Annotated in this window: 12 protein-coding genes and 2 CRISPR repeat arrays; of the genes, 3 read left to right on the forward strand and 9 right to left on the reverse strand. The window is 65.0% G+C overall.

What is annotated here, in order from left to right; genetic code table 11:
* The first annotated feature begins 134 nt into the window (after positions 1–134).
* Complete coding sequence (locus WDB71_RS11725; RefSeq protein WP_341501771.1) at positions 135–2,681, forward strand: M6 family metalloprotease domain-containing protein; 2,547 nt, start codon at positions 135–137, stop codon at positions 2,679–2,681.
* A 48-nt stretch (positions 2,682–2,729) separates the two neighbouring features.
* Here WDB71_RS11725 and WDB71_RS11730 read toward each other — a convergent pair whose 3' ends face one another.
* The 4 genes from WDB71_RS11730 to guaB are packed head-to-tail and all read right to left on the reverse strand — an operon-like array spanning position 2,730 to position 6,822.
* Positions 2,730–3,092, reverse strand: coding sequence for a VOC family protein (locus WDB71_RS11730; RefSeq protein WP_341504214.1), 363 nt, complete (start codon positions 3,090–3,092; stop codon positions 2,730–2,732).
* A gap of 57 nt (positions 3,093–3,149) precedes the next feature.
* A complete protein-coding gene (locus WDB71_RS11735) occupies positions 3,150–3,674 on the reverse strand; it encodes a dienelactone hydrolase family protein (protein WP_341501772.1) in 525 nt (174 codons plus the stop codon).
* A gap of 53 nt (positions 3,675–3,727) precedes the next feature.
* On the reverse strand, positions 3,728–5,305 hold the full coding sequence (gene guaA, locus WDB71_RS11740; RefSeq protein ID WP_341501773.1) for a glutamine-hydrolyzing GMP synthase: 1,578 nt from the start codon (positions 5,303–5,305) through the stop codon (positions 3,728–3,730).
* Positions 5,306–5,358: 53 nt separating this feature from the next.
* Positions 5,359–6,822 (reverse strand): IMP dehydrogenase, encoded by a 1,464-nt coding sequence (gene guaB / locus WDB71_RS11745; protein WP_341501774.1) that lies wholly within the window; start codon positions 6,820–6,822, stop codon positions 5,359–5,361.
* Positions 6,823–7,074: 252 nt separating this feature from the next.
* Between guaB and xseA the strand changes: the two genes are divergently transcribed.
* A complete protein-coding gene (gene xseA / locus WDB71_RS11750) occupies positions 7,075–8,412 on the forward strand; it encodes an exodeoxyribonuclease VII large subunit (protein ID WP_341501775.1) in 1,338 nt (445 codons plus the stop codon).
* A gap of 1 nt (position 8,413) precedes the next feature.
* Here the strand turns inward: xseA and WDB71_RS11755 are convergent, their stop codons facing one another.
* The gene (locus WDB71_RS11755) at positions 8,414–13,957 is read right to left on the reverse strand and encodes a tandem-95 repeat protein (RefSeq protein WP_341501776.1); all 5,544 of its coding nucleotides are present in this window, start codon (positions 13,955–13,957) and stop codon (positions 8,414–8,416) included.
* A gap of 506 nt (positions 13,958–14,463) precedes the next feature.
* Entirely contained in the window at positions 14,464–15,072 is a 609-nt protein-coding gene (locus WDB71_RS11760; protein WP_341501777.1) for a tail fiber protein, read from the reverse strand.
* Between the two features lie 79 nt (positions 15,073–15,151).
* Here WDB71_RS11760 and WDB71_RS11765 point away from each other — a divergent pair, with 79 nt between their 5' ends.
* On the forward strand, positions 15,152–15,652 hold the full coding sequence (locus tag WDB71_RS11765; RefSeq protein ID WP_341501778.1) for a GNAT family N-acetyltransferase: 501 nt from the start codon (positions 15,152–15,154) through the stop codon (positions 15,650–15,652).
* On the opposite strand, the gene WDB71_RS11770 is transcribed toward WDB71_RS11765, so the two are convergent.
* The 3 genes from WDB71_RS11770 to cas1e form a co-directional block, all read right to left on the reverse strand.
* Positions 15,588–15,932: a hypothetical protein gene (locus WDB71_RS11770; RefSeq protein ID WP_341501779.1), complete on the reverse strand. Its 345-nt coding sequence runs from the start codon at positions 15,930–15,932 to the stop codon at positions 15,588–15,590. The two genes, WDB71_RS11765 and WDB71_RS11770, sit on opposite strands and share 65 nt — an antisense overlap.
* 275 nt (positions 15,933–16,207) lie before the next feature.
* Positions 16,208–16,480: direct repeats of the CRISPR family, unit length 29 nt; unit sequence CGGTTTAGCCCCGCGGACGCGGGGAACAC.
* Between the two features lie 171 nt (positions 16,481–16,651).
* Positions 16,652–21,378: direct repeats of the CRISPR family, unit length 29 nt; unit sequence CGGTTTAGCCCCGCGGACGCGGGGAACAC.
* A 93-nt stretch (positions 21,379–21,471) separates the two neighbouring features.
* On the reverse strand, positions 21,472–21,765 hold the full coding sequence (cas2e, locus tag WDB71_RS11775; protein ID WP_341501780.1) for a type I-E CRISPR-associated endoribonuclease Cas2e: 294 nt from the start codon (positions 21,763–21,765) through the stop codon (positions 21,472–21,474).
* A 1-nt stretch (position 21,766) separates the two neighbouring features.
* Positions 21,767–22,687, reverse strand: coding sequence for a type I-E CRISPR-associated endonuclease Cas1e (gene cas1e, locus WDB71_RS11780; RefSeq protein WP_341501781.1), 921 nt, complete (start codon positions 22,685–22,687; stop codon positions 21,767–21,769).
* Positions 22,688–22,696 lie beyond the last annotated feature (9 nt).

A 22,696-nucleotide genomic window follows, 5' to 3' on the forward strand; every position in this document is an offset into this window, starting at 1 on the left:
AACCACAAACGATTGCGCACCCTGGATGTTTGACCCCCCTCACGATACGGCACAGGGCGATTTGTTCACTTTTCAACCTCGGGGTATCTTGCCGCCGTCGATTCCGTAGTCAACCTCGTGCTCTGGGGAAAAGAATGAACAACAAGCTCCTGCCTCTGGCGGTGGCTCTGCTTGCGCTGTGCTCCAGCCCGGGCCGGGCCACCGTACCTGCGCCGCTGCCACTGCATTACAGCCAGCCCGACGGCACCAAGCTCACCCTGTTCAAGAAGGGTCGCTTCGGCCGGTACTGGTACCAGGATCAGGCCGGTCATGCCGTGGTGCTGGATGGCGACACCTGGACCTATGCCCGCCTGGAGCAGGGCCGGCTGATCGGCACCGGCATCCCCGCCCACAGACCTGCCCCCACCTGGGCCATTCGCCACTATCGCCCCCCTGTGACCAGCGGCCTTGAGTTGCCGCCTGGCGAGGAAAGCTCCCCCTTGCCTAGCCAGGGTCCCTTGCGGGCGGCCCGGGCCTTGTCCCCCCAACCCGATAACGTCCCCGTCCTGACCCTGTTGGTCGACTTTGCCGACGTACAGATCCAGTACGACTTTGCCGCCCTGCTCTGGGCCGATACCGCCAGCCTGCGCCACTACTACCGGGCGCAGAGCCTGGGCCAGGTGGAGCTGAGCCCGGCCGGTGAAAGCCAGGGCAACGCCAATGACGGCCTGGTCAGCGTGCACCTGGAGCTGCCCCACCCCGACTGCGGCGGCGACTGTAGCTACGGCATCGAGGGCGTGCTGGAGGCGGCCCTGGCCGCCGCCGATCCCCATGTGGATTTCGCCCGTTTCGACAAGGATGGCGATGGAGCCCTGGAGCCCGAGGAGCTGGCCCTGCTGTTCGTCTTTGCCGGCTTTGAGAACAGCTACGACGACGGTGCGCCGGGGATCTGGGCCCACCGCTGGGTGATGCCCGCCAGCCACCACGACGGCGTCAGCCTGCGCGACTACCTGGTAATAGGCGAGCGCCACGGCGATCACCAGGCCACCCTGGGGATCCTGGCCCACGAGCTGGGCCACCTGCTGCTGGCCCTGCCTGATCTCTATGCCGACGAGCCGTCGGCCGGCCTGGGCCGCTGGGCGCTGATGGCCAGCGGCTCCTGGAACCGCGCCACCGGCGACACCGAAATGGGCCAGACTCCCTCCGGTTTCAGCGCCTGGTCCCGATTGCAGGCCGGCTGGCAGCAGGCCCAGCTCATCGAGGCGGAAGGCAACCTCAGCCTGGCCCAGGGGCAGATCCAGCGCATCTACGTCGACCCCTACCTGCGTGAGCGCCGGCTCGGCAACAGCCTGCTGCTCACGCTCAGGGGCTTCGAGGGCTACGACCGCAGCCTGCCGGGGCGGGGCCTGTTGATCACCGAAAGCGACCCCAGGCAGATCGGCAATGCCGATCCGGCCCGGCCCCTGGTCAAGGTCGTCGCCGCCGACGGCCGTGACGATCTGGCCGGCGGCAGCAACCTGGGAGACGGCGGCGATATCTGGCCGGGCAACAGCGGCAACCGGACCCTGGCCGAGCCGCTCGCCGACAGCCCCGTCACCCTAGACGCCATTTCCGACGCCCAGCAGCCCATGCAATACGGCCTGGCCCTGAACGACAACCACAGGACGGCGCTGCTGAACCACGGCTACGGCCACCAGCGCCAGTTGCTGGACGATGCCCTGTTGTGGGGCCTGGAGAACCTCGAGGCCGACCGGTTGGAGGGATTGGATTTCTTCCTGCCCAGGGCCGGCCAGGTCCGATTCAGCCTGCACCAGTGGCTGCCCGACAACGGGCCGGGCGAGCCGCTCGCCGAGCTGGCCAGTTTCCAGGGCGAGGCCGGTTGGCACAGGCTGATGCTGGAGCAGCCCCTCATCATGCCGGCCCGCAGCCTGTTGCAGATGCGCAGCGACAGCGGCTTTGCCTATGAGCCAACCGGGCCCGGCACCAACCAGTGGACGGCCGGCGGCCAGCCCCTGGCCGGTGCGGCCCAGCTCAGCCTGCTGCTGGCAGGCAGTGCCAACTCCAGCCTGGTGGCCAGGGACGATAGCTTGACCATGGCCGAAGACGAGTTGCTGATCGTCAGCCCGGCACAGCTGCTCGGCAATGACAACCCGGGCTACCAGGAACTGGTGCTGGGCCAGGCCAGCCACGGCCGGGTCGAACTGCGGCAGGAGCAGATCCACTTCATCCCCGAGGCCCATTACTTCGGCCAGGCCAGCTTCCAATACCGGCTCAGGGATGCTCAGGGTCTGCTGTCGGCGCCGGCCACCGTCTGGATCCAGGTACAACCGGTCAACGATGCCCCGACCCTGAACCTGACCGGCACCAGGACCCTAGCCGGCGCCGGCGAACTCCGGATCACCGCCGATGCCCGGGATGCCGATGGCGATGCCCTCGACTACCGCTGGCAGCAGTTGACGGGGCCCAGCCTGGCCGGCCTGAGCGAGGCCGGCCGTGAATTCAGCCTGGAGTTGCCCGCCCCGGACCAGACGACCAGCTACGGCTTCAGGGTAAGGGTGACCGATCCCCAGGGACTGAGCCAGAGCCGCGACTTCAGCTTCGAGCACCGGCCGGCGGCCATCGCCCAGGAGAGCGGCGGTGGCGGCAGCCTGGGTTGGCTGGGCCTGGGCCTGCTGGCCCTGGTACGCAGAAAGCGCTGTTAGCAAAAAGGCCGTCCTGTGGGACGGCCTTTTTCTGAAGAGGGGATATGTTCAGGGCTGGTGGCAGACCGCCTCGATATTGTGGCCGTCGGGATCGATGACGAAGGCGCCGTAATAGTTGGCATGGTAGCTGTCGCGCACCCCGGGCTTGCCGTTGCAGACGGCGCCGGCGTCCAGGGCGGCCTCGTAGAAGGCGTCCACGGCGGCGCGGTCACCGGCCTTGAAGGCGATGTGCATGGGCTCATGGGCCTCGCCTTCCATGGAGATCCAGAAGGTGGCCTTGCCCTGCTCCCCGAAGCCGACCCAGCCGTCCACCTCCTGGGCCAGGCTGACACCCAGGGGCTTAAGGGTCTTTTCATAGAACTCCTTGCTGGCTTCCAAGTCGCTGACATTGATGCCGATATGATCGAAGATCATCCTTCCTCCTGGTCGTTATTTCGCCACCTTAAGGGACCATAAACAGATGGCGACTTAATGACAAGCTTCTTTTAGCCAGGTCAGCCACTGCAAAGCGGCTTGGTTATCAAAGCCTTGGGAGTGCGGATTCATAAAACCATGGCGATGGCCGGTACGCAGCTGCGTCAGGTATTCCTTGCCGGCCAGGCCGCAAATGAGCCCGTCCAGCTCGAAGTGATCCTCCGCGTGGGGCCAGATCAGGGTGGTGTCGCAGCGGGGTGTCAGTTCGGTGAAATGGCGACACTGGCCGCCATAGAAACCGATGGCCCTGGCCGCCCTGCCCTCGGCGGCCAGCACCCAGGCGATGGCGGCGCCCACCGAGAAGCCCAGCAGCCCGAAGTCGTGCTCAGCCGCCAGCCTTTCCTTGACCAGGGCCAGGTAGCGCTCCCAGCCGCCCCAGGCCTGGAAGTGGCCATGGACGTCACCGTCGTCACCCTGCTGCCCCTCGTAGGGGGCGATCAGGGTCATGCCCAGCTCGCCGGCCGCCTGCCTGGCGGCGTCGGTGGCGCCATAGATATCGCAAAGCCAATACCAGTTCATGTTGTCTCCTTACGAAAAAGGCGCCCGCAGGCGCCTTTGTTCATGACCGAATCTTATTCCCACTCGATGGTGGCCGGCGGCTTGCCGGAGATGTCGTAGACGACCCGGCTGATGCCGTCGATCTCGTTGATGATGCGGCTGGACACCTTGCCCAGCAGATCGTACGGCAGGTGGGCCCAGTGGGCGGTCATGAAGTCGATGGTTTCCACGGCGCGCAGGGATACCACCCAGTCGTACTTGCGGCCGTCGCCCATGACGCCCACGGAGCGCACCGGCAGGAACACCGCGAATGCCTGGCTGACCTTGTGGTAGAGGTCGGCCTTGTGCAGCTCTTCGATGAAGATGGCGTCGGCGCGGCGCAGCAGATCGCAGTATTCCTTCTTCACCTCGCCCAGCACCCGCACGCCCAGGCCGGGACCCGGGAAGGGGTGGCGGTAGAGCATGTCGTAGGGCAGGCCCAGCTCCAGGCCGATCTTGCGGACCTCGTCCTTGAACAGCTCGCGCAGCGGCTCCACCAGGCCCATCTTCATGTCTTCCGGCAGGCCGCCGACATTGTGGTGGGACTTGATCACATGGGCCTTGCCGGTCTTGGAGGCGGCGGACTCGATGACGTCGGGGTAGATGGTGCCCTGGGCCAGCCACTTGGCGTTCTTGAGCTTCTTGGACTCCTCGTCGAAGACCTCCACGAAGACCCGGCCTATGGTCTTGCGCTTGGCTTCCGGCTCGTCGATGCCTTCCAGGGCACTCAGGAAGCGCTCCTCGGCGTCGACACGAACGATGTTGAGGCCGAAGTGGTCGCCGAACATGTCCATGACCTGATCGGCCTCGTTGAGGCGCAGCAGGCCGTTGTCCACGAACACGCAGGTCAGGCGGTCGCCAATGGCGCGGTGCACCAGCATGGCCACCACTGAGGAGTCCACGCCGCCACTGAGGCCCAGGATCACCTCGTCGTCGCCGACCTGCTCCTTGATGCGGGCCACGGCGTCTTCGATGATGGCACCCGAGGTCCACAGAGCCTCACAGCCGCAGATGTCCAGCACGAAGTGCTCCAGCATGCGCTTGCCCTGGCGGGTGTGGGTGACCTCGGGGTGGAACTGCACGCCATAGAAGCGCTTTTCCTCGTTGGCCATGATGGCGAAGGGGCAGTTGTCGGTCTTGGCGACGGTGACGAAGCCCTCGGGGATGGCGCTGACCTTGTCGCCGTGGCTCATCCACACGTCCAACAGGGCGTTGCCGTTGGCGCCGATGTGGTCCTCGATGTTCTTGGTCAGGGCGCTTTCGACCAGCACTTCGATCTGGGCGTAGCCGAACTCGCGCTCGTTGGCGCCTTCCACCTTGCCGCCCAGCTGGGCCGCCATGGTCTGCATGCCGTAGCACACGCCCAGCACCGGCACGCCGGCTTCGAAGACGTAGTCGGGGGCGCGGGGGCTTTCCTCGGCGTGGACGGACTCGGGACCGCCGGAGAGGATGATGCCGTCGGGGTTGAATTCGCGGATGTCTTCTTCGGAGACGTCCCAGGCCCAGAGTTCACAGTAAACGCCGATCTCACGGATGCGACGGGCCACCAGCTGGGTGTATTGGGAACCGAAGTCCAGGATCAGGATGCGGCTGGAATGAATGTTCTTGCTCATGTTCCACTCGTTGAAAGAGGTTGAAAAAACGCCGGCTCGTGCCGGCGCCAGACTTAACCCATACGGTAGTTGGGGGCTTCCTTGGTGATGGTCACGTCGTGGACGTGGGACTCACCCATGCCGGCCGCGGTCACCTTGACGAACTGGGCCTTGGTGCGCATGTCCTCTATGGTGGGGTTGCCGGTCAGGCCCATGGAGGAGCGCAGGCCGCCCATCTGCTGGTGGATGATTTCCTTGACCTTGCCCTTGTAGGGCACGCGGCCTTCGATGCCCTCGGGCACCAGCTTGTCGGCGGCGTTGTCGGACTGGAAGTAGCGGTCGGAAGAGCCCTTGGACATGGCGCCCAAAGAGCCCATGCCGCGGTAGGACTTGAAGGCACGGCCCTGGTAGAGCTCGATCTCACCCGGGGACTCGTCGGTACCGGCCAGCATGGAGCCGACCATGACGCAGCTGGCGCCGGCGGCGATGGCCTTGCAGATGTCGCCACTGAAGCGGATGCCGCCGTCGGCGATGACCGGCACGTCCAGATCCTGCAGGGCTTCGACGGCGTCGGAGATGGCGGTGATCTGCGGCACGCCCACACCGGTGACGATACGGGTGGTGCAGATGGAGCCGGGGCCTATGCCGACCTTGACGGCGTCCACGCCCGCTTCCACCAGGGCCACGGCGCCGGGGCCGGTGGCCACGTTACCGCCGATGATCTGCAGTTCCGGGTAGGCGGCGCGGGTATCGCGGATACGCTGCAACACCCCTTCGGAATGGCCGTGGGAGGAGTCGATCAAGAGCACGTCGACGCCGGCGGCGACCAGGGCGGCGACCCGCTCTTCGTTGCCGACGCCGGCACCCACGGCGGCACCCACCCGCAGGCGGCCGTTCTCGTCCTTGCAGGCGTTGGGCTTGCGCTCGGCCTTCTTGAAGTCCTTGACGGTGATCATGCCGGCCAGGTGGAACTCATCGTTGACCACCAGCACCTTCTCGATGCGGTGCTGGGACATCAGCTTCTGCACCTCTTCCCGGGGCGTACCCACCTTGGCGGTGATCAGGCGCTCCTTGGGGGTCATCACTTCGCTGACCTTGCGGCTGAGATCGGTCACGAAGCGCACGTCACGGCCGGTGATGATGCCCACCAGCTCGCCGGCCTCGGTGACCACGGGGTAACCGGCGAAACCGTTTACCTCGGTCATCCTTACAACATCCTGGATGCTGTTGTCGGGGGAGACGGTGACGGGCTCGGTGACCATGCCGGAGACGAAGCGCTTGACCTTGCGCACTTCCTCGGCCTGCTGCTCAACGCTCATGTTCTTGTGGATGAAACCGATGCCGCCTTCCTGGGCCAGGGCGATGGCCAGGTTGGCTTCGGTGACGGTATCCATGGCGGCGGACACCAGGGGAATGTTCAGGGAAATCTTGCGGGTCAGACGGGTACGCAGATCCGCGGTGTTGGGCAGAACTTGGGAATGTGCGGGGACGAGCAGGACGTCGTCGAACGTCAGCGCTTCTTTGATGACTCTCAGCATTGCAACAGCCTCACCGGATGGGGGTGGATGATGTCACCTTGGTATAGGTGTTGCCGCGGCATTCTAACGCCGAGTCTGCAAGCCGGCAACCGCTTTTTGGATTTATCGGCAAAAACACCCTTATTGAACGGCATGACCTAAGCAGGGTAGGCCCGCGTTCAACGATGCCTGCAACAGGGAAATCGCCCAGCAGATGGCCGCTGCCCTGGACCAGGCAAACTGGTACCATGGGCGCAGTTCCAATCCAGGGATGTGCCCGTGCGCCAGATCTACAATGTGACCCAGCTTAACACCGCCATTCGCCGCCTGATCGAAACCGATATGGGCCAGGTATGGCTGTCGGGGGAGCTCAGCAACTTCAAGGCCTACCCGTCCGGGCACTGGTATTTCTCGCTACGGGACGACAAGTCCCAGGTCAACTGCGCCATGTTCCGCGGCAAGAACGCCGGCGTTACCTTCAGGCCCAGGGACGGCCAGCAGCTGCTGGTGCGGGCGCGGCCCACCGTCTACGAACCCAGGGGCAGCTACCAGCTGGTGGTGGAGTTCATGGAGCCGGCCGGCGACGGCCTGCTCAAGCAGCAGTTCGAAGCCCTGAAGATGAAGCTGGCCGCCGAGGGCCTGTTCAGCGACGCCAGCAAGCGCCCCCTGCCTCCCCACCCGAAACGGGTGGGGGTGATCACCTCCCCCAGGGGCGCCGCCTTCCACGACATCCTCAACGTGCTCAAACGCCGGGCGCCCTTCTTGGAGGTGATCCTCTACCCGGCCCAGGTCCAGGGTGACGGCGCCGCCCCCCAGCTGGTGCAGCAACTGCAAAGCGCGGCCGAGCGGGACGAAGTGGATGTGCTGATCCTGGGCCGGGGCGGCGGCTCCCTGGAGGATCTGTGGTGCTTCAACGACGAGGCCCTGGCCAGGGCCATTTATGACAGCCCCATCCCCGTGGTCAGCGCCGTGGGCCACGAGACGGACGTGACCATCAGCGACTTCGTGGCCGACCTGCGGGCCCCCACCCCCTCAGCCGCCGCCGAGCTGGTATCGGCCCGGGCCGCGTCCGTGGGCGAACGCCTGGCAGAGCTGGGTGGCCGCCTGGGCCCGGCCTTCGAAAGGCTGAACAGGGCCAGGCTGCTAAGCCTTGGCGCCCTGGCCCACCGCCTGGGCCAACAGCACCCGGGCCGCCGCCTGGAGCGGGACGGCCAGCGCCTGGACGAGCTGCAGGGCCGACTGACTCGCCTGCTGCAACAGCGGCTGGACAGGGCCGGCAACCGCCGCCAGGAGCTGGCCCGCCGCCTGGACCGGCAGCACCCCAGGCAGCTGCTGGCCCAGGGCCACGAGCGGCTGGTATTGCTGGAGGAAAGGCTGGCGCACGGCCTGGCCCGGCGCCGGGAGCACTGGCAGCACCGGCTGGCGCTGGCCGCCGGCAAGCTCAACACCGTCAGCCCCCTGGCCACCCTGGCCCGGGGCTATGCCATAGCCCAGGACGAGAAGGGCCAGGTGGTGGATTCGGTCAACCGGGTTCAACCGGGCGAGCGGCTCCAGATCCGGGTCCAGGACGGCCAGATCCTGACCCGGGTGGAAGAGCCCACTACCGACTGACTCAGTAATACCACTTCAGGGCCAGGTAGCCGTTGTCCACCGGCTCGTCCGGCAGCTCGAAGCGCTGCCAGCCGGCGCTCAGGTGCCAGTGGCTGCTGAGCCTCAGGGTCAGGCCCAGGCCGTAGTAGGGGTCGACATCCTCGTCGTCCCTTTTCAGGCCTGACACGCCGTCGCTGTCCCTGTCCGCCTGCCAGGCCCAGGCGCCACCCTGCACCCTCAACCACAGCCGGTCCGCCAGCGGCCATTGATAGGCCAGCCCCAGGTTGATGCCCTGGGCCGACATGGGGCCGATGGCGGCGATGGCCGCCTGGCTGGCCTGGGGAGCCTGGGCCCGGCCACGCACCTCGAGGTGGTAATCCCCCAGATCCTGGTAACCCAGCTCGGCCTGCCAGCCGTTGCCGAAGTGGTATTCCAGATCCAGGCCCCAGCTCCAGTCATGGTTGTCCCAACCGAGGTTTTCCACTTCGATGCCGGCGGCCTCGGCCTGGCTGCGCCACTGGCCGGGCTGGCTTTCCACCCGGCTGTAACCGCCCTGCAGGCCCAGCACCCAGTCGGCCCTGGCCCCCAGGCTGACCAGTGCCAGCAGCAGCAGGCCCTTGCGCCGCCACAGGGCCAGCAGCGCCATGGGCAGCAGCGCCAGCCAGCCAAGGCTGCCGCCGCCCTTGTTGCTGACCTCCAGCTCCTGCCAGGCATCCACCTGAACCAGCAGGGTGCCCGTGGCCTCGGCGCCGAAGGCGTCACTCAGCCGGTAGCTGACCCTGTCCTGGCCCTCGAAACCGGCCCGGGGCACGTAGCGCAGCCTGTTGTCGGTGGTGATGCTGGCCGTGCCATGCTGGGCCTGGGCCGATACCAGGCTCAGGGCATGGCCGTCCGGGTCGCTGTCATTGGCCAGCACGTCGACGACGATGGCGGTGCGATCGTCTGTGCCGACGCTGTCGCTGCTGGCGACGGGGGCGTTGTTGAACAGGGCGCTGAGCAGCACCTTGGCAGTGGCGGTGCCGCCCTGGCCATCCGAAATCACGTAGCTCACTTCGTCGTCTCCCAGGTAGCCCTCTGGAGGCCGGTAGGACAGCAGGCCGTCGGCGGTGATGGCCGCCTGGCCCAGCTGCGCCTGCACCGACAGCAGCGTCAGGGCATCGCCGTCCGGATCGCTGTCGTTGGCCAGCACGTCCAGCACCAGCGCCTGATCCATGGCCAGCTCGGCCTGGTCGTCCACGGCCTGGGGGGCGCCGTTGCCGTTGCTGGCCACGGCCAGGCCACCGGGATCGCTGATGCTGTGGTTGGCCAGGCCGTCATCGTCATTGGGGCCGCCGTCGGTCAGGGTCAGCTGCAGGCACCAGGCGCCGGCCACCAGTCCCGGCTGCCAGAGGTCACTGCCCGGCGGCGGGCAGTAGCCGGGCTCGCCCATGGCGCTGTGCAGCTGGTTGTCGGCATCCTCGACAAAGTCGTACCAGCCGCTGGCGGCGCTGTACTTGCGGTAGCTGGCCCCGGCCGGCATGGCCTGGCGCAGCGGCAGTACCAGGCGGTACTGCTGGCCCTTGCTGGGCAGGCCCTGGGCAATGAAGTCGAAGGTACCGGACGGGAAGGCCATGCCCTCGTCCGCCGGCAGGGGATCCTCTTCATCCACCCAGAGGCCGTTGTGAAGGCCGCCCAGGGCCAGCTCGCCGACCCGGATGCAGATCCCGGGCTCGCCCTCGCCGAGATAGAGGTCCTGTACCTGGGCCAGCTCCGGCTGCAGGTTGCAGTCGTCGATGGCGTCCTCATAGTTGGCCAGGCCGTCGCCGTCGTCATCGCCATAGCCTTCCAGGTTGTCCGGCAGCAGATCGCCATCGCTGTCGTCCTGGCCCAGTGGCGCCAGGGTATCGACAATCCGGAAGCCCAGGCTCTGGCTGGTGCTTTCCGCCGGGGAGCCGTCATCGCTGGCGGTGACCCTGATCTGGTAGCGCCCCGGCGCCAGCTGTACGGGATCGAAGGTGAAGGTGGCCGGCTCGCCGTCCAGGTCGATAAGCTCAGGGTAGCCGTGCAACCACTGGTATTGGTGGCTGTCGCCGGCATTGGCGTCGGAAACGGTGGCGGCCAACACCACCTGGCCGCCGTCCCTGGCCAGCACGGCACGGCTTTCCCCCTGCTGGCTGGCCCCAAGGGCCAGGCCGGGCGGCAGGTTGCGCTCCACTATGGTGATGGCATGGCTGGCCTTGCGGCCGCCGTTGACCGACTCGTCCAGGCTCAGCTCCAGGGTCTCGTCGCCCTCGTCGACGCCGTCCTGGAGCAGGACGACCTCCAGCCAGGCACTGCGGCCCTGGCTTATCACCAGTTCGCTGGGCAGGCTCTGGTAGTCGCTGCCCGCGCTGGCGCTGCCGGCCACCGAGAAAGGCACAGTGACCGGGTAGTCCGGGGCATCGCCGTTCAGGGACACCCCTACCCTCACCACATTGCCCTCGGCGGCGAACTGGTCCTTGTGGAAGTTCACCAGGGGGTGGACCTTGACGGCCTGGCTGGCGGTGGCCCTGTTGCCGGCGCCATCCTCGGTCTGCCAGTAGACCAGGTGGCTGCCGGGCCGGAACAGGGGGTGGCCACGCACCAGCCTGACCGGCAGCGGGTTGCCGTCCTTGTCGAAGGCCTTGGCCACACCCAGCTCGACCCGGGTAAAGAGGCCCGTGGCCATGGCCTCCACGTCGGCGGGCACCTCCAGGGTCGGCCTGGTGTCATCGTCGGAGGCGCCTATGGTCAGGGCCACCTTGCCCTCATCGGTTTCCCCCGCCGCGTCGGCGATCAGGTAGCCCAGCTCAAGCTGGCCGGTAAAGCCGGACTCCAGCTGCAGCCGGAGCTGCCCCTGCTCCACCGCCACCTGGCCCAGGCTGGCATTGGCCTGGAGTATGGACAGGGGCTCTTCGTCCACGTCGACATCGTTGGCCAGCACATCCAGCAGGTAGCTGCCGTCGGCGCTGTAGGCCGGCGCCAGCTCGTCATCATGGGCCACGGGGGCGTCGTTGACCGGGGTCACCATTACCGCCACCGTCAGCGGCTCGGACTGGCCCTGGCCGTCCTCGCCACGGACCACGAAGCTGTCGCTGCCGTGGAAGTTATCATCCGGCACATAGCGCCACTGGGCGCCCGAGCTGTCCAGGCTGCCATGATTGGGCGCGGTGACCACCACCAGGGTCACGGCATCACCGTCGTCGTCGTCGCTGTCTATCTGGAAGGCGACCTCGCTGTCCTCCTCCGTCTCCAGGCTGAGGTCGGCCAGCACAGGCACGTCGTTGCTGTTGACCACCTCGATGGCAAAGGCGGCCAGGCTGGCGCTGGCGCCGGCGCTGTCGGTAACCGTGATGACGATGTCCGGGTAGCTGCCCACGTCGTCGTTGACCGGGGTGCCGGACAGGGTGCCGGTCTGGTCATCGAAGCTGGCCCAGGCCGGCTTGTTGCTGATGGCGAAGCTGTGGCTGTCACCGTCGTCGGGGTCGGTGACGGTGGGGGTGAAGCCGTAGGGGCTGTCCTCGTCCACCGAGCTGGCCGGGCTGCCGGAAATGACCGGTGTGGTGTTGTACTGCTTGAGCACGGTGTCGGTGACGGTGGCGCCGGCATTATCCAGGGCGTCGCTCAGCACCAGGCTCAGGGTCAGAGTGCCCTCGGCCAGGGTGCTCACGTCGACCCCGGTGACGCTGTGGGGGCTACCTGTCAGGGTGCCGCTGCCACTCAGGCTGGCGCTGCCGTCGCTGATGGAATATTCGTAATCGTCGCCGCTGATGCCGCCGCTGATCACGAAGCTCAGCGCCGTTTCATTGTCGGCATCGATCAGGGCCTGGTCGATGGCCACGCTGTAGCCGCTGGGCGGCGTGGCATCGAAGTAGACGCTGTTGTCGCTGCTGGTGCTGGCCTTGTTGCCCGCGCCACCGGCGTCCTGGGCGCCATCGGCATTGACGGCGGCGGTCAGGGCCCCCTCCCCCGAGCTGACTGTGGCCGTTACCGTATAGCTGGTGCCGGAGCCGGACACATTGGTGACGGTGGCGGTCACGGCCCCGCCCAGGGCGATGTCGCTGCCGTCGAAGCCGGTGACGGATTCGCTGAACACCACCTCGAAGGTCACGACGGCGTTGTTGGTGGGGTCGGCCTGGCCACCTGCCTGGTTGAGGGTAACGGTGGGCTGGGCGTTGACCGTCAGGGTCAGGCTGTAGTTGCTGGAATCGGCGGCACCGTCGTTGACCGAGAAGGTGAAACCGCTGCTGGTACTGCCGCTGGGGCTGTATTTGAAGCGGCCGGCATCCAGGTGGCTCTTGGCAATGGTACCGCCGTTGCCGATCAGGGTGTCGCTGCCATCCAGGTCGCCGCTGTCGTTCACGTCCAGCCACAGGGTACCGGCGGCCGGGATGGTCACCACTGTGACATGGCTCAGGGGATCCCCCTCCACATCGGCGTAGCCGAAATCGGCCGTGGCCAGGGTCAGCACCTGGCCCTCATTGGGATACAGGGTGTTGTTGGCGGCACTGGGCGCATCGTTGACGGCGCCCACGGTGACGGTGACGTCATTGTTGCTTGAGGTGCCGCCAGCGCCGTCACTGACCGTGATCCGCACATTGCGGGCCCCGCTGGTGGGGGACAGGGTATCGGTATTTTCGTAGGTCATGGCCTGCACCAGGGCCTGCACCCGGGCCGGGGTGGCATTGGCGTTCAGGATCAGTGTCAGATCGTTGCCTTCGGTAATATTGTTGCCCAGGGTAGCGACCAGGACACCATCCACAGCAACAAGAGTGCCGGCGTTGGTGCTGGGTACATCCACGCCCCCCGAGGTGTCCAGGCTGAGCAAGTCCTCGGCGGCGTCTTCGCCGGAGCTGATGGTGGCGATGAGGGCGCCGCCGCTGAAGGTGCCAGAATCCACGTCGGTAACGGTGGCCGCGGCGCCCTGATCGAGGCGGGTGGCGCCGTCCCCTTCCAGGTAGCTGACGCTGTCGCCATCCAGGTTACCTATGACCGGGGCGTCGTTGTCGCCTTGAACATAAATCGACACGGTGGCCGAGCTGGAAGTGCCACCGTCACCGTCGTTGACGGTAACGGTCAACGACCTGATCTCGGTGGAAGGGGCGTCGGTGTCGGTGTTTTCGTAGGTGATGGCACGAACCAGGGTCTGTACATTGGTGGGAGTGGCGTTGGCATTGAAGTTGACCACCAGATCGTTGCCGGTGGCGATGTTGTTGCCCAGGGTACCCACCACGGTGCCGTCCACGGACACATTGCTGCCGGCCGTATTGCCGGCCAGGGCCACAGCACCCGAGGTGTCCAGGCCAATGAGATCCTCGGTGGCGTCGCCGTTTGCCAAGATGGTGGCGGTCAGGTTGCCGCCGTCGAAATCAGCGCTGTCGCCATCGCTGACGGTGGCGTTACCGCCCTGGTCAATCAGGGTGGCGGCGTCTCCTTCGGTGTAGGTGAAAGAATCGCCACCAAGGTTGCCGATGGTGGGGGCAGCGTTGGAAATGGCGGTATCGACATCGATATTGTCGAGGTTTACCAGGATAAAGCCGAAGTTACTTTCGTCATTGACTATTTGCACTTCATCAATGTTATCGAAACTGGAGCCACTAACGGTAAAGGTATAAAAAGCCCCGTGTTGGCCAGTTAGATCCCAAACTTGACTACCAACCAAGCTTCCATCCCGATAGCCTTTTATCCTATATAGGTCGTCCCCTCCCGCTGATTCCATCTGAAAGGAGAGTAACCTAAATTCAGAGCCGTCCGTGGTTTTGAAAGTGATCGTATTGGCGTTATTCCCATTATCATCGTTACCAATTGCACCACCGATACCACTTCCGTCGTTAATGCCAACAAAATTTCCTGACACATCCTGGTCGAACGTGAAATCACCATGGGACCATGGTTGGCCTAAATTCTGGCCTGTAAGTACTCCAGTAAAGTCAACATCAGCGGCAGCCCAGGCCGAGCCGGCAAATAAGGCGAAAAGCAGAGCACAGCTTTTGCCAATCCGTTTAACGTCCATATCCTTCACCTTATTTCCGGGAGCGGCCGCCACAGCTGCGGCCGCTTTGCCATTGCAAGACATTAACTGCGAGACGGGAAAATCCCCTGCAGCGCGATAACAAAGTACATGGCCAGGCTCGGCTGGATATTGTTGACCGACTGGCTGGCACCCGCGGTGCCGGTTTGGCCGGACAGCGCCGCCGTGCCGTTGGTACTCGCCATGAAGCTCTGCATGGTGGTGTTGCCTGCATCGGCATACGCCGTTGCAGCGCGTCCCCCGGACAGAACCGTCGCGGGCACCTTTCCCTCAGGGCTGTCGGAATTGCCGTTTTCACTGGAGGCCGGCGGCGATATCGTTGTGGTAGCCGTGATGGTTGCGCTAGCCCCCTGCAGCCCATGGTTGTGGATGGGCAGCTGGTTGAGGCTCAGGGTATTGGTTTCGCTCCCTTCCCTTTCCCCCCAACGCCAACGGCGCCGGCCTGGTCCGTCACCCGGGTGAACCGGCACCCGGCCCCGCAGATCCGGCAGGGCAAAGGTGGTACGGCCATCGCCGCCATAGGTGGTGCCCAGCAGGGAAAACAGCGCCGTATTGCTTGCGATGGGCAACAGCTGGCCGTCACAAAGGGCGTAACCGCGGGGGGCGAAGTTAAAGCCCACCATCTTGATCTCGCCGATATAGGGTTCTGCCATGTTCGTCTCCAAAAGTTGTCGGTTTTCAGTCCCTTGCCTATGTTGAACTCCATATCGACCACCATGGAATGCCGCCAACATGAGCGCTTTACAGCTCGCCTCGCTGACCCTGAGGCCACACCGCCAGGCGGATCTGCCCTTTTTGCGCCGGCTCTACGCCAGCACCCGTGAAGCCGAACTGGCGCCGCTGGGCTGGCGCCATGAACAGCGCCAGGCCTTTTGCGCCGCCCAGTTCGAGGCCCAGTACCACCATTACCGCCAGTACTATTGCCCCGACCGCTTCGACCTCATCTGCCACCAGGGCCAGCCCATAGGCCGGCTGTTCGTGGACGTCTGGCCCGGCGAAATCCGCGTGGTCGACATCAGCCTGCTGCCGGACTTTCGCGGCCAGGGTATCGGTGCCCACCTGCTCGAGCGCCTCTACCGGGAGGCCTGCACATCCGGTCGCAGCCTCAGCATTCATGTGGAGCGCAACAACCCGGCCCGCCGCCTCTACGAACGGCTCGGCTTTCAACTCAAGACCCAAACGGATGAGCTGTACCTGCTGATGGAACGGCCGCCCCTTGCCGAGCCTGGCTGATGACGATCTCGTAGTCCGTGGGTGAATTGGGCACGCACAGCAGCGCCTGGCAACCGATGGCCGGATGGGAAAAGCGATAGACCCCTTGGGGAACGGGCATGTCGGGATCGCCGCTAAGGCGGATGACAAAGGTAACAAAGGGGCTGCCTGGTTGGCTGCAGTCGACGACTTCGTCAACCTGGAGGGTCAAGGTGGTGCCGGCGTCGTCGCTGACCGACACCTGGTCGCCTTCCATCTGCTTGAAGGCGCTGAATTCGAGCCGCACGAGCTGATCGTCCATAAATCACCTGATGAAATCCCTTTCACTTGTGATTTCAAGGTAGTAGCAGAGCGCCAAGGATGCCAAAGCAAAGCTGAAAGTCGATGCCCTGAACAACCGCAGGCACAAAAGAGTCCGAAGGACAAAGGTGACTCGTTTTTCGTCTGGTAAGCGGGGTCTTGGATAGCCGAGTCGGAAGGGATCCACAGGGAAGTATCACTAGCCTCAAGCGGTTGGCGGCCACCCTCCCTGGCGGCCGTCGCTTCGCGACCGGCTAAAGCCGTCCAAATAGACGTCGGTTTAGCCCCGCGGACGCGGGGAACACTCGCGGAAATCCCGGAACGTTTTGCCGTTGATCGGTTTAGCCCCGCGGACGCGGGGAACACGTCACCGACACTACAACTGGGATGTGATCTGCCGGTTTAGCCCCGCGGACGCGGGGAACACAGCTGCTTCGTCGCTCGCTCAGTCTTCGCTCGCGGTTTAGCCCCGCGGACGCGGGGAACACATTGCCCTCAATAGCCCGTTTTGACTAATGTCCGGTTTAGCCCCGCGGACGCGGGGTTGAGGGCAAAGAGAACATTGCGACCATAGGAGCAATGTTTGCCCGAAAGCGAGGCCCGGATGACCGAGCCGGAAGGAGCCCACAAGGATGTGTCACGACCAACGGTTTGCGGCCACCTTCCCTGGCGGCCGTCGCTTCGCGACCGGCTAAAGCCGTCCAAATTTGCTCCCGGCAAATTTGTAGCCCCGCGGACGCGGGGAACACCGTTGCCACGTTTCCCTGCCCATCCCATTTCACGGTTTAGCCCCGCGGACGCGGGGAACACCCTGAGGACTGCCGCCAGGGCGTCCAGGGGGCCGGTTTAGCCCCGCGGACGCGGGGAACACGAGATATTGCAGGGCGACCTCCACATGGAGGACGGTTTAGCCCCGCGGACGCGGGGAACACTCAGGATGCCGAACCGGTGGCCGGCCCCCCCACGGTTTAGCCCCGCGGACGCGGGGAACACGACCAGGTCGCCTTTGCCGAGCGTGAAAGCGCCGGTTTAGCCCCGCGGACGCGGGGAACACGGATCCAACCACAGATTGCCCAGCTGGCGCGCCGGTTTAGCCCCGCGGACGCGGGGAACACCATTCGGATACCTCCGGGTAAAGTTGCCTCAGCGGTTTAGCCCCGCGGACGCGGGGAACACTGGGATGCGTCTGTGGTGGACCGGCCCGCAGTCGGTTTAGCCCCGCGGACGCGGGGAACACGGGCAAACCGGGCGACGTGTTGATCGCCGTACAGGTTTAGCCCCGCGGACGCGGGGAACACAACTCATATATGATTTACTCTAAGCAAATCATCGGTTTAGCCCCGCGGACGCGGGGAACACTCGAAGTGGCCCTCGTAGGTCACCGGGTCCCACGGTTTAGCCCCGCGGACGCGGGGAACACTGCCGCTATTGACTAAAGCGTTCATTCGTGTGCGGTTTAGCCCCGCGGACGCGGGGAACACAAAATGGAAGCGACGAAGATTGGGAAGCGAAACGGTTTAGCCCCGCGGACGCGGGGAACACCCGCCAAGACGTGCCCGTTGGTCGCCACGGCGCGGTTTAGCCCCGCGGACGCGGGGAACACACACGTTAGTTCAATTGTTCAAGCTGGCATTGCGGTTTAGCCCCGCGGACGCGGGGAACACTCGGGCCGAAGCGTGATTGTAAACGCCGCAAACGGTTTAGCCCCGCGGACGCGGGGAACACTTTGCCGCTTGCGTCAGCAATGGCCAGAGATACGGTTTAGCCCCGCGGACGCGGGGAACACCGGCGCTTAACCCGGCTCTGAAACGTCATCCCCGGTTTAGCCCCGCGGACGCGGGGAACACTGGTATATCCCCCCTGGTGTTGATCCAGCTCCCGGTTTAGCCCCGCGGACGCGGGGAACACTCCCTAGAGCAGATCCACCGCCACGCAGCACGCGGTTTAGCCCCGCGGACGCGGGGAACACGGAATTTCTTCACCCCACAGGGAGACGGCGGACGGTTTAGCCCCGCGGACGCGGGGAACACGAAACGTGGTGATTTCCCGTTAACGGAAACACCGGTTTAGCCCCGCGGACGCGGGGAACACGCGAGGCGACCCGGCATCAGCAATTCAGCTTCCGGTTTAGCCCCGCGGACGCGGGGAACACTAGAGCGCATTCGTGGCGTCATGACCGACAGGCGGTTTAGCCCCGCGGACGCGGGGAACACGTGACCGGCGGTAGCAGGATGCCGCCGGCGCTCGGTTTAGCCCCGCGGACGCGGGGAACACGTGGAGTATCAAAAAATGCGTGCAACAGTTGTACGGTTTAGCCCCGCGGACGCGGGGAACACAACCCCAAGGGCATCAGCCACCACAAGGTCACCGGTTTAGCCCCGCGGACGCGGGGAACACATGCGCCGGCCCCGATCGGACTTCTGATATACCGGTTTAGCCCCGCGGACGCGGGGAACACATCAGAGGCGTAACTCCCCAGCAGGGTTGTACCGGTTTAGCCCCGCGGACGCGGGGAACACTCAACCCTAAAATCCGGATACCCTTTGTTTACCGGTTTAGCCCCGCGGACGCGGGGAACACGGCGGCGATCAGGTGAAGGCCGGGCGTCACACCGGTTTAGCCCCGCGGACGCGGGGAACACTTCCCATTACCATTATCTGATGTATGCCCAGACGGTTTAGCCCCGCGGACGCGGGGAACACAATCTTAGTCAGTTCTGATTGATTGCGGCATACGGTTTAGCCCCGCGGACGCGGGGAACACCAGGTAACATTTGTCCATGCTGTGAGATCGCGCGGTTTAGCCCCGCGGACGCGGGGAACACGGCATCAGCCGCCGCATCACCGGCACGGCAATCGGTTTAGCCCCGCGGACGCGGGGAACACGTACCCAGGGCGCCGTAGTGGAGCTCCAGTTCCGGTTTAGCCCCGCGGACGCGGGGAACACGCCGGGATCACGCTACCCGCCCGTATGGTGTACGGTTTAGCCCCGCGGACGCGGGGAACACAGCAAAACCCACACCGCCGGCGGCCTGCACGTCGGTTTAGCCCCGCGGACGCGGGGAACACCGTTGCCCGTACCGCAGGCGGGGGCAACGACACGGTTTAGCCCCGCGGACGCGGGGAACACGGAAACACACAGCGCCGGACCATGTGGACACCCGGTTTAGCCCCGCGGACGCGGGGAACACCAGATAACCAACCAGGCTGGCCAGCTCACCCCCGGTTTAGCCCCGCGGACGCGGGGAACACCTGATCGCCCCCTGACCGATAAGGAGCGGCTGCGGTTTAGCCCCGCGGACGCGGGGAACACGCCATGATCCAGTTCGAGAACGGCATGCAGCCCGGTTTAGCCCCGCGGACGCGGGGAACACGACGAAGTCGCAAGACTCAAGGGCCAAGTGGTCGGTTTAGCCCCGCGGACGCGGGGAACACCAGACCAAGACGTCGTGGCTGACAACGTCGTGCGGTTTAGCCCCGCGGACGCGGGGAACACTCGGTGGCGTCCCGCTTGCGCAGGAGGTAGATCGGTTTAGCCCCGCGGACGCGGGGAACACTCTACGCCGAGACACGCGGCCAGGATCTTCATCGGTTTAGCCCCGCGGACGCGGGGAACACGCAGCGCTGTCAGTGAGGCGCTCCAAGGAAATCGGTTTAGCCCCGCGGACGCGGGGAACACGCCCAGCAACAGGGCGCCGCCCAACAGGGCCTCGGTTTAGCCCCGCGGACGCGGGGAACACGTTTTTTCTTAGTTTGTTTTGTGTATTAATGCCGGTTTAGCCCCGCGGACGCGGGGAACACCGCAGGTACACTCCACGCATTTTGGGATCTGCCGGTTTAGCCCCGCGGACGCGGGGAACACGCCCTCGAGGCCCTGGGCGCTTACCTGGAAGACGGTTTAGCCCCGCGGACGCGGGGAACACCCAGGTAACCACGCCGGCGTCATCGGGACGGCCGGTTTAGCCCCGCGGACGCGGGGAACACAGCATCGACCGCAGCGACTGCAGCGACTGGCGCGGTTTAGCCCCGCGGACGCGGGGAACACGGGAACCCATTCACAGAAACCGACAACCTCACCGGTTTAGCCCCGCGGACGCGGGGAACACGCTAGCGCGTTTTACCAATGTGTGCCAAACCGCGGTTTAGCCCCGCGGACGCGGGGAACACTTTTGCTATTCGCTGTGGCTTTCGGTTGTGGCCGGTTTAGCCCCGCGGACGCGGGGAACACCTAATAACAGCGATTTGGAAAGGCATTGCGAACGGTTTAGCCCCGCGGACGCGGGGAACACCAGCAGAATCCGGGCATCGAACAGGTCTACTACGGTTTAGCCCCGCGGACGCGGGGAACACTCGGACAGGTCGAAACCCAGTTCTTCGCGGAACGGTTTAGCCCCGCGGACGCGGGGAACACCCTTTGAGCCGGACGCCAGCCTGCAGGGCCAACGGTTTAGCCCCGCGGACGCGGGGAACACGCCTCGGCCTGAATACGCCGACTCTGGTCATACGGTTTAGCCCCGCGGACGCGGGGAACACACCAAGGGCTTCTGGGTCAGCGCTGACATTCACGGTTTAGCCCCGCGGACGCGGGGAACACGTTTTCCACTGCTGCTCCCAGGCCTGCACATCCGGTTTAGCCCCGCGGACGCGGGGAACACCCCGCCGTGCACTGGAGGACTTCAAGTCCGTCCGGTTTAGCCCCGCGGACGCGGGGAACACCGGACGCTCAAGGCCGTATTGGGTCATATTGCCGGTTTAGCCCCGCGGACGCGGGGAACACGTTTTTCGCCTCGGTGACGGTCGCCGTTGTTCCGGTTTAGCCCCGCGGACGCGGGGAACACTATCTATAGCATTTTAGGGGTCGCTAGTGCCCCGGTTTAGCCCCGCGGACGCGGGGAACACGCAGGGCCGTTCACGGTCAGAAGGAGTTGCCCCGGTTTAGCCCCGCGGACGCGGGGAACACTCAAAGACGACATCGCAGTTTCAGAAGACGGGCGGTTTAGCCCCGCGGACGCGGGGAACACTTCAAGGTATTCGCTTTGCGTACCGTTCGAATCGGTTTAGCCCCGCGGACGCGGGGAACACCACCGAGTTCCACACGGTAGGGATAAGGCCTGCGGTTTAGCCCCGCGGACGCGGGGAACACCCAGATGCAGTCGGGCCAGGATACCGGGTTTCTGGTTTAGCCCCGCGGACGCGGGGAACACCTGCTGCCCGAGGGTGACACCCTCATCGAGCCCGGTTTAGCCCCGCGGACGCGGGGAACACACCGATGCGCAGCTTGGGCGCTACAAGGTTGTCGGTTTAGCCCCGCGGACGCGGGGAACACGATCATGCTTTCGACTGCTCCTGGCCGCCCAACGGTTTAGCCCCGCGGACGCGGGGAACACATTTGCAAAGCCCCGGCAAGCCATTGGTAAGCCGGTTTAGCCCCGCGGACGCGGGGAACACTCCAAATGCAGGCAGTTGTTTTTCAAACAAAAAATCTGCCTAACGAAATCTACCGATTTTTTCCTGGTTGTTAAAGAGCCCAATTCACTGCATTTACGGCGCATCCTGGGGCAGAAAGCGCACCAGCCTGAGGCCGTCCAGATCCACAGGCTCGCGGCGGTTGCTGCCAAAGGTTTGGAAGTCGAAGCCGGATTCGTTGTTGGCGGCCCAGGCCATGGCGACGTTGCCTTCTTCGGCCAGGGCCTCTATCTGCTCCCAGAGCATTTCCCGCACCCGGCGGGAGACATCGCCGACATAGACGCCGGCGCGGATCTCCAACAACCAGATGGCGAGCCGCCCCCTGAGCCTGGGCGGGACATTCTCGGTGACCACCACCAGCATGCTCATCTCAACCGCTCCTGTGACCGGCGTCACCAATGGCGACGGGCTCGGGGATGGCCGGCGGCTGGGCATCCTCGGGCGGCAGCGGCGGTGCTATGCCACCGGCGGCCAACACCTCTTCTATTAAGGGAATGAGTCGCTTGAGCACCCTGTCCTTCCTGAACAAATCGCGGCAGGTCAGCCGGACGTCACGATCCGGTTTCAACGGTTTTTTGGCGGCAACCTGGAAGGCCAGGGGCACCACGGACTCGAACTTGATGATGTCGGCGATATCGTAGACAAAGGACAGCGGCTTGCCGGTATGGATGAAGCCAATGGCCGGGGCATAGCCCGCCGCCAGCACTGCCGCCTCTGTGATGCCGTAGAGGCAGGCGGTGGCGGCGCTCAGGCACTGGTTGGGCAAGTCGCCCTTGCCCCAGTCCTTGGGATCGTAGCGGCGCCCCTGCCACTTCACGCCATGCTGCTGGGCCAGCAGCTGATAGGTCTTGCGGACCCTGGCGCCCTCAATGCCCCTGAGCTGGTCGACGCTGCGCCGTTCAGGGGCCGGCTCGCCGAAGCGCAGCTCGAACATCTTGCGCACCACCTTGAGGCGCAAGTCTTCATCGAGTGCCAACTTGGCCTGGTAGAGCAATTTGTCGGAGCGGGCACCGCCGGGTTGGCCGGCGGCATAGAAACGCACCCCGGCCTCACCCACCCAGGTCAGCAGGGTGCCGGTTTCGGCGGCCAGCTTGACGGCGGCATGGGAAACCCGGGTGCCGGGCTCCAGCATCAGGCAGGCCACAGATCCCACCGGGATGTGCATGCGTTCGCCGTTGACCTCGTCCACCACCACGAAGGCACCGTCCTTGACGTCGATGCGCCCCATGGACAAGAACAGCATGGAGTTGCGATCCTTGAGGGGGATAGGCTTGATGGGAATGAAGGACATAGCGGCTCC

Source organism: Gallaecimonas sp. GXIMD4217, assembly GCF_038087665.1.
GTDB lineage: Bacteria > Pseudomonadota > Gammaproteobacteria > Enterobacterales > Gallaecimonadaceae > Gallaecimonas.

Bases quoted from the DNA above. Each gene is read 5' to 3' on its own strand.
- WDB71_RS11725 (WP_341501771.1), top strand. From the start codon at position 135: ATGAACAACAAGCTCCTGCCTCTGGCGGTGGCTCTGCTTGCGCTGTGC.
- WDB71_RS11735 (WP_341501772.1), bottom strand. From the start codon at position 3,674: ATGAACTGGTATTGGCTTTGCGATATCTATGGCGCCACCGACGCCGCC.
- guaA (WP_341501773.1), bottom strand. From the start codon at position 5,305: ATGAGCAAGAACATTCATTCCAGCCGCATCCTGATCCTGGACTTCGGT.
- guaB (WP_341501774.1), bottom strand. From the start codon at position 6,822: ATGCTGAGAGTCATCAAAGAAGCGCTGACGTTCGACGACGTCCTGCTC.
- WDB71_RS11760 (WP_341501777.1), bottom strand. From the start codon at position 15,072: ATGGCAGAACCCTATATCGGCGAGATCAAGATGGTGGGCTTTAACTTC.
- WDB71_RS11765 (WP_341501778.1), top strand. From the start codon at position 15,152: ATGAGCGCTTTACAGCTCGCCTCGCTGACCCTGAGGCCACACCGCCAG.
- WDB71_RS11770 (WP_341501779.1), bottom strand. From the start codon at position 15,932: ATGGACGATCAGCTCGTGCGGCTCGAATTCAGCGCCTTCAAGCAGATG.
- cas2e (WP_341501780.1), bottom strand. From the start codon at position 21,765: ATGAGCATGCTGGTGGTGGTCACCGAGAATGTCCCGCCCAGGCTCAGG.
- cas1e (WP_341501781.1), bottom strand. From the start codon at position 22,687: ATGTCCTTCATTCCCATCAAGCCTATCCCCCTCAAGGATCGCAACTCC.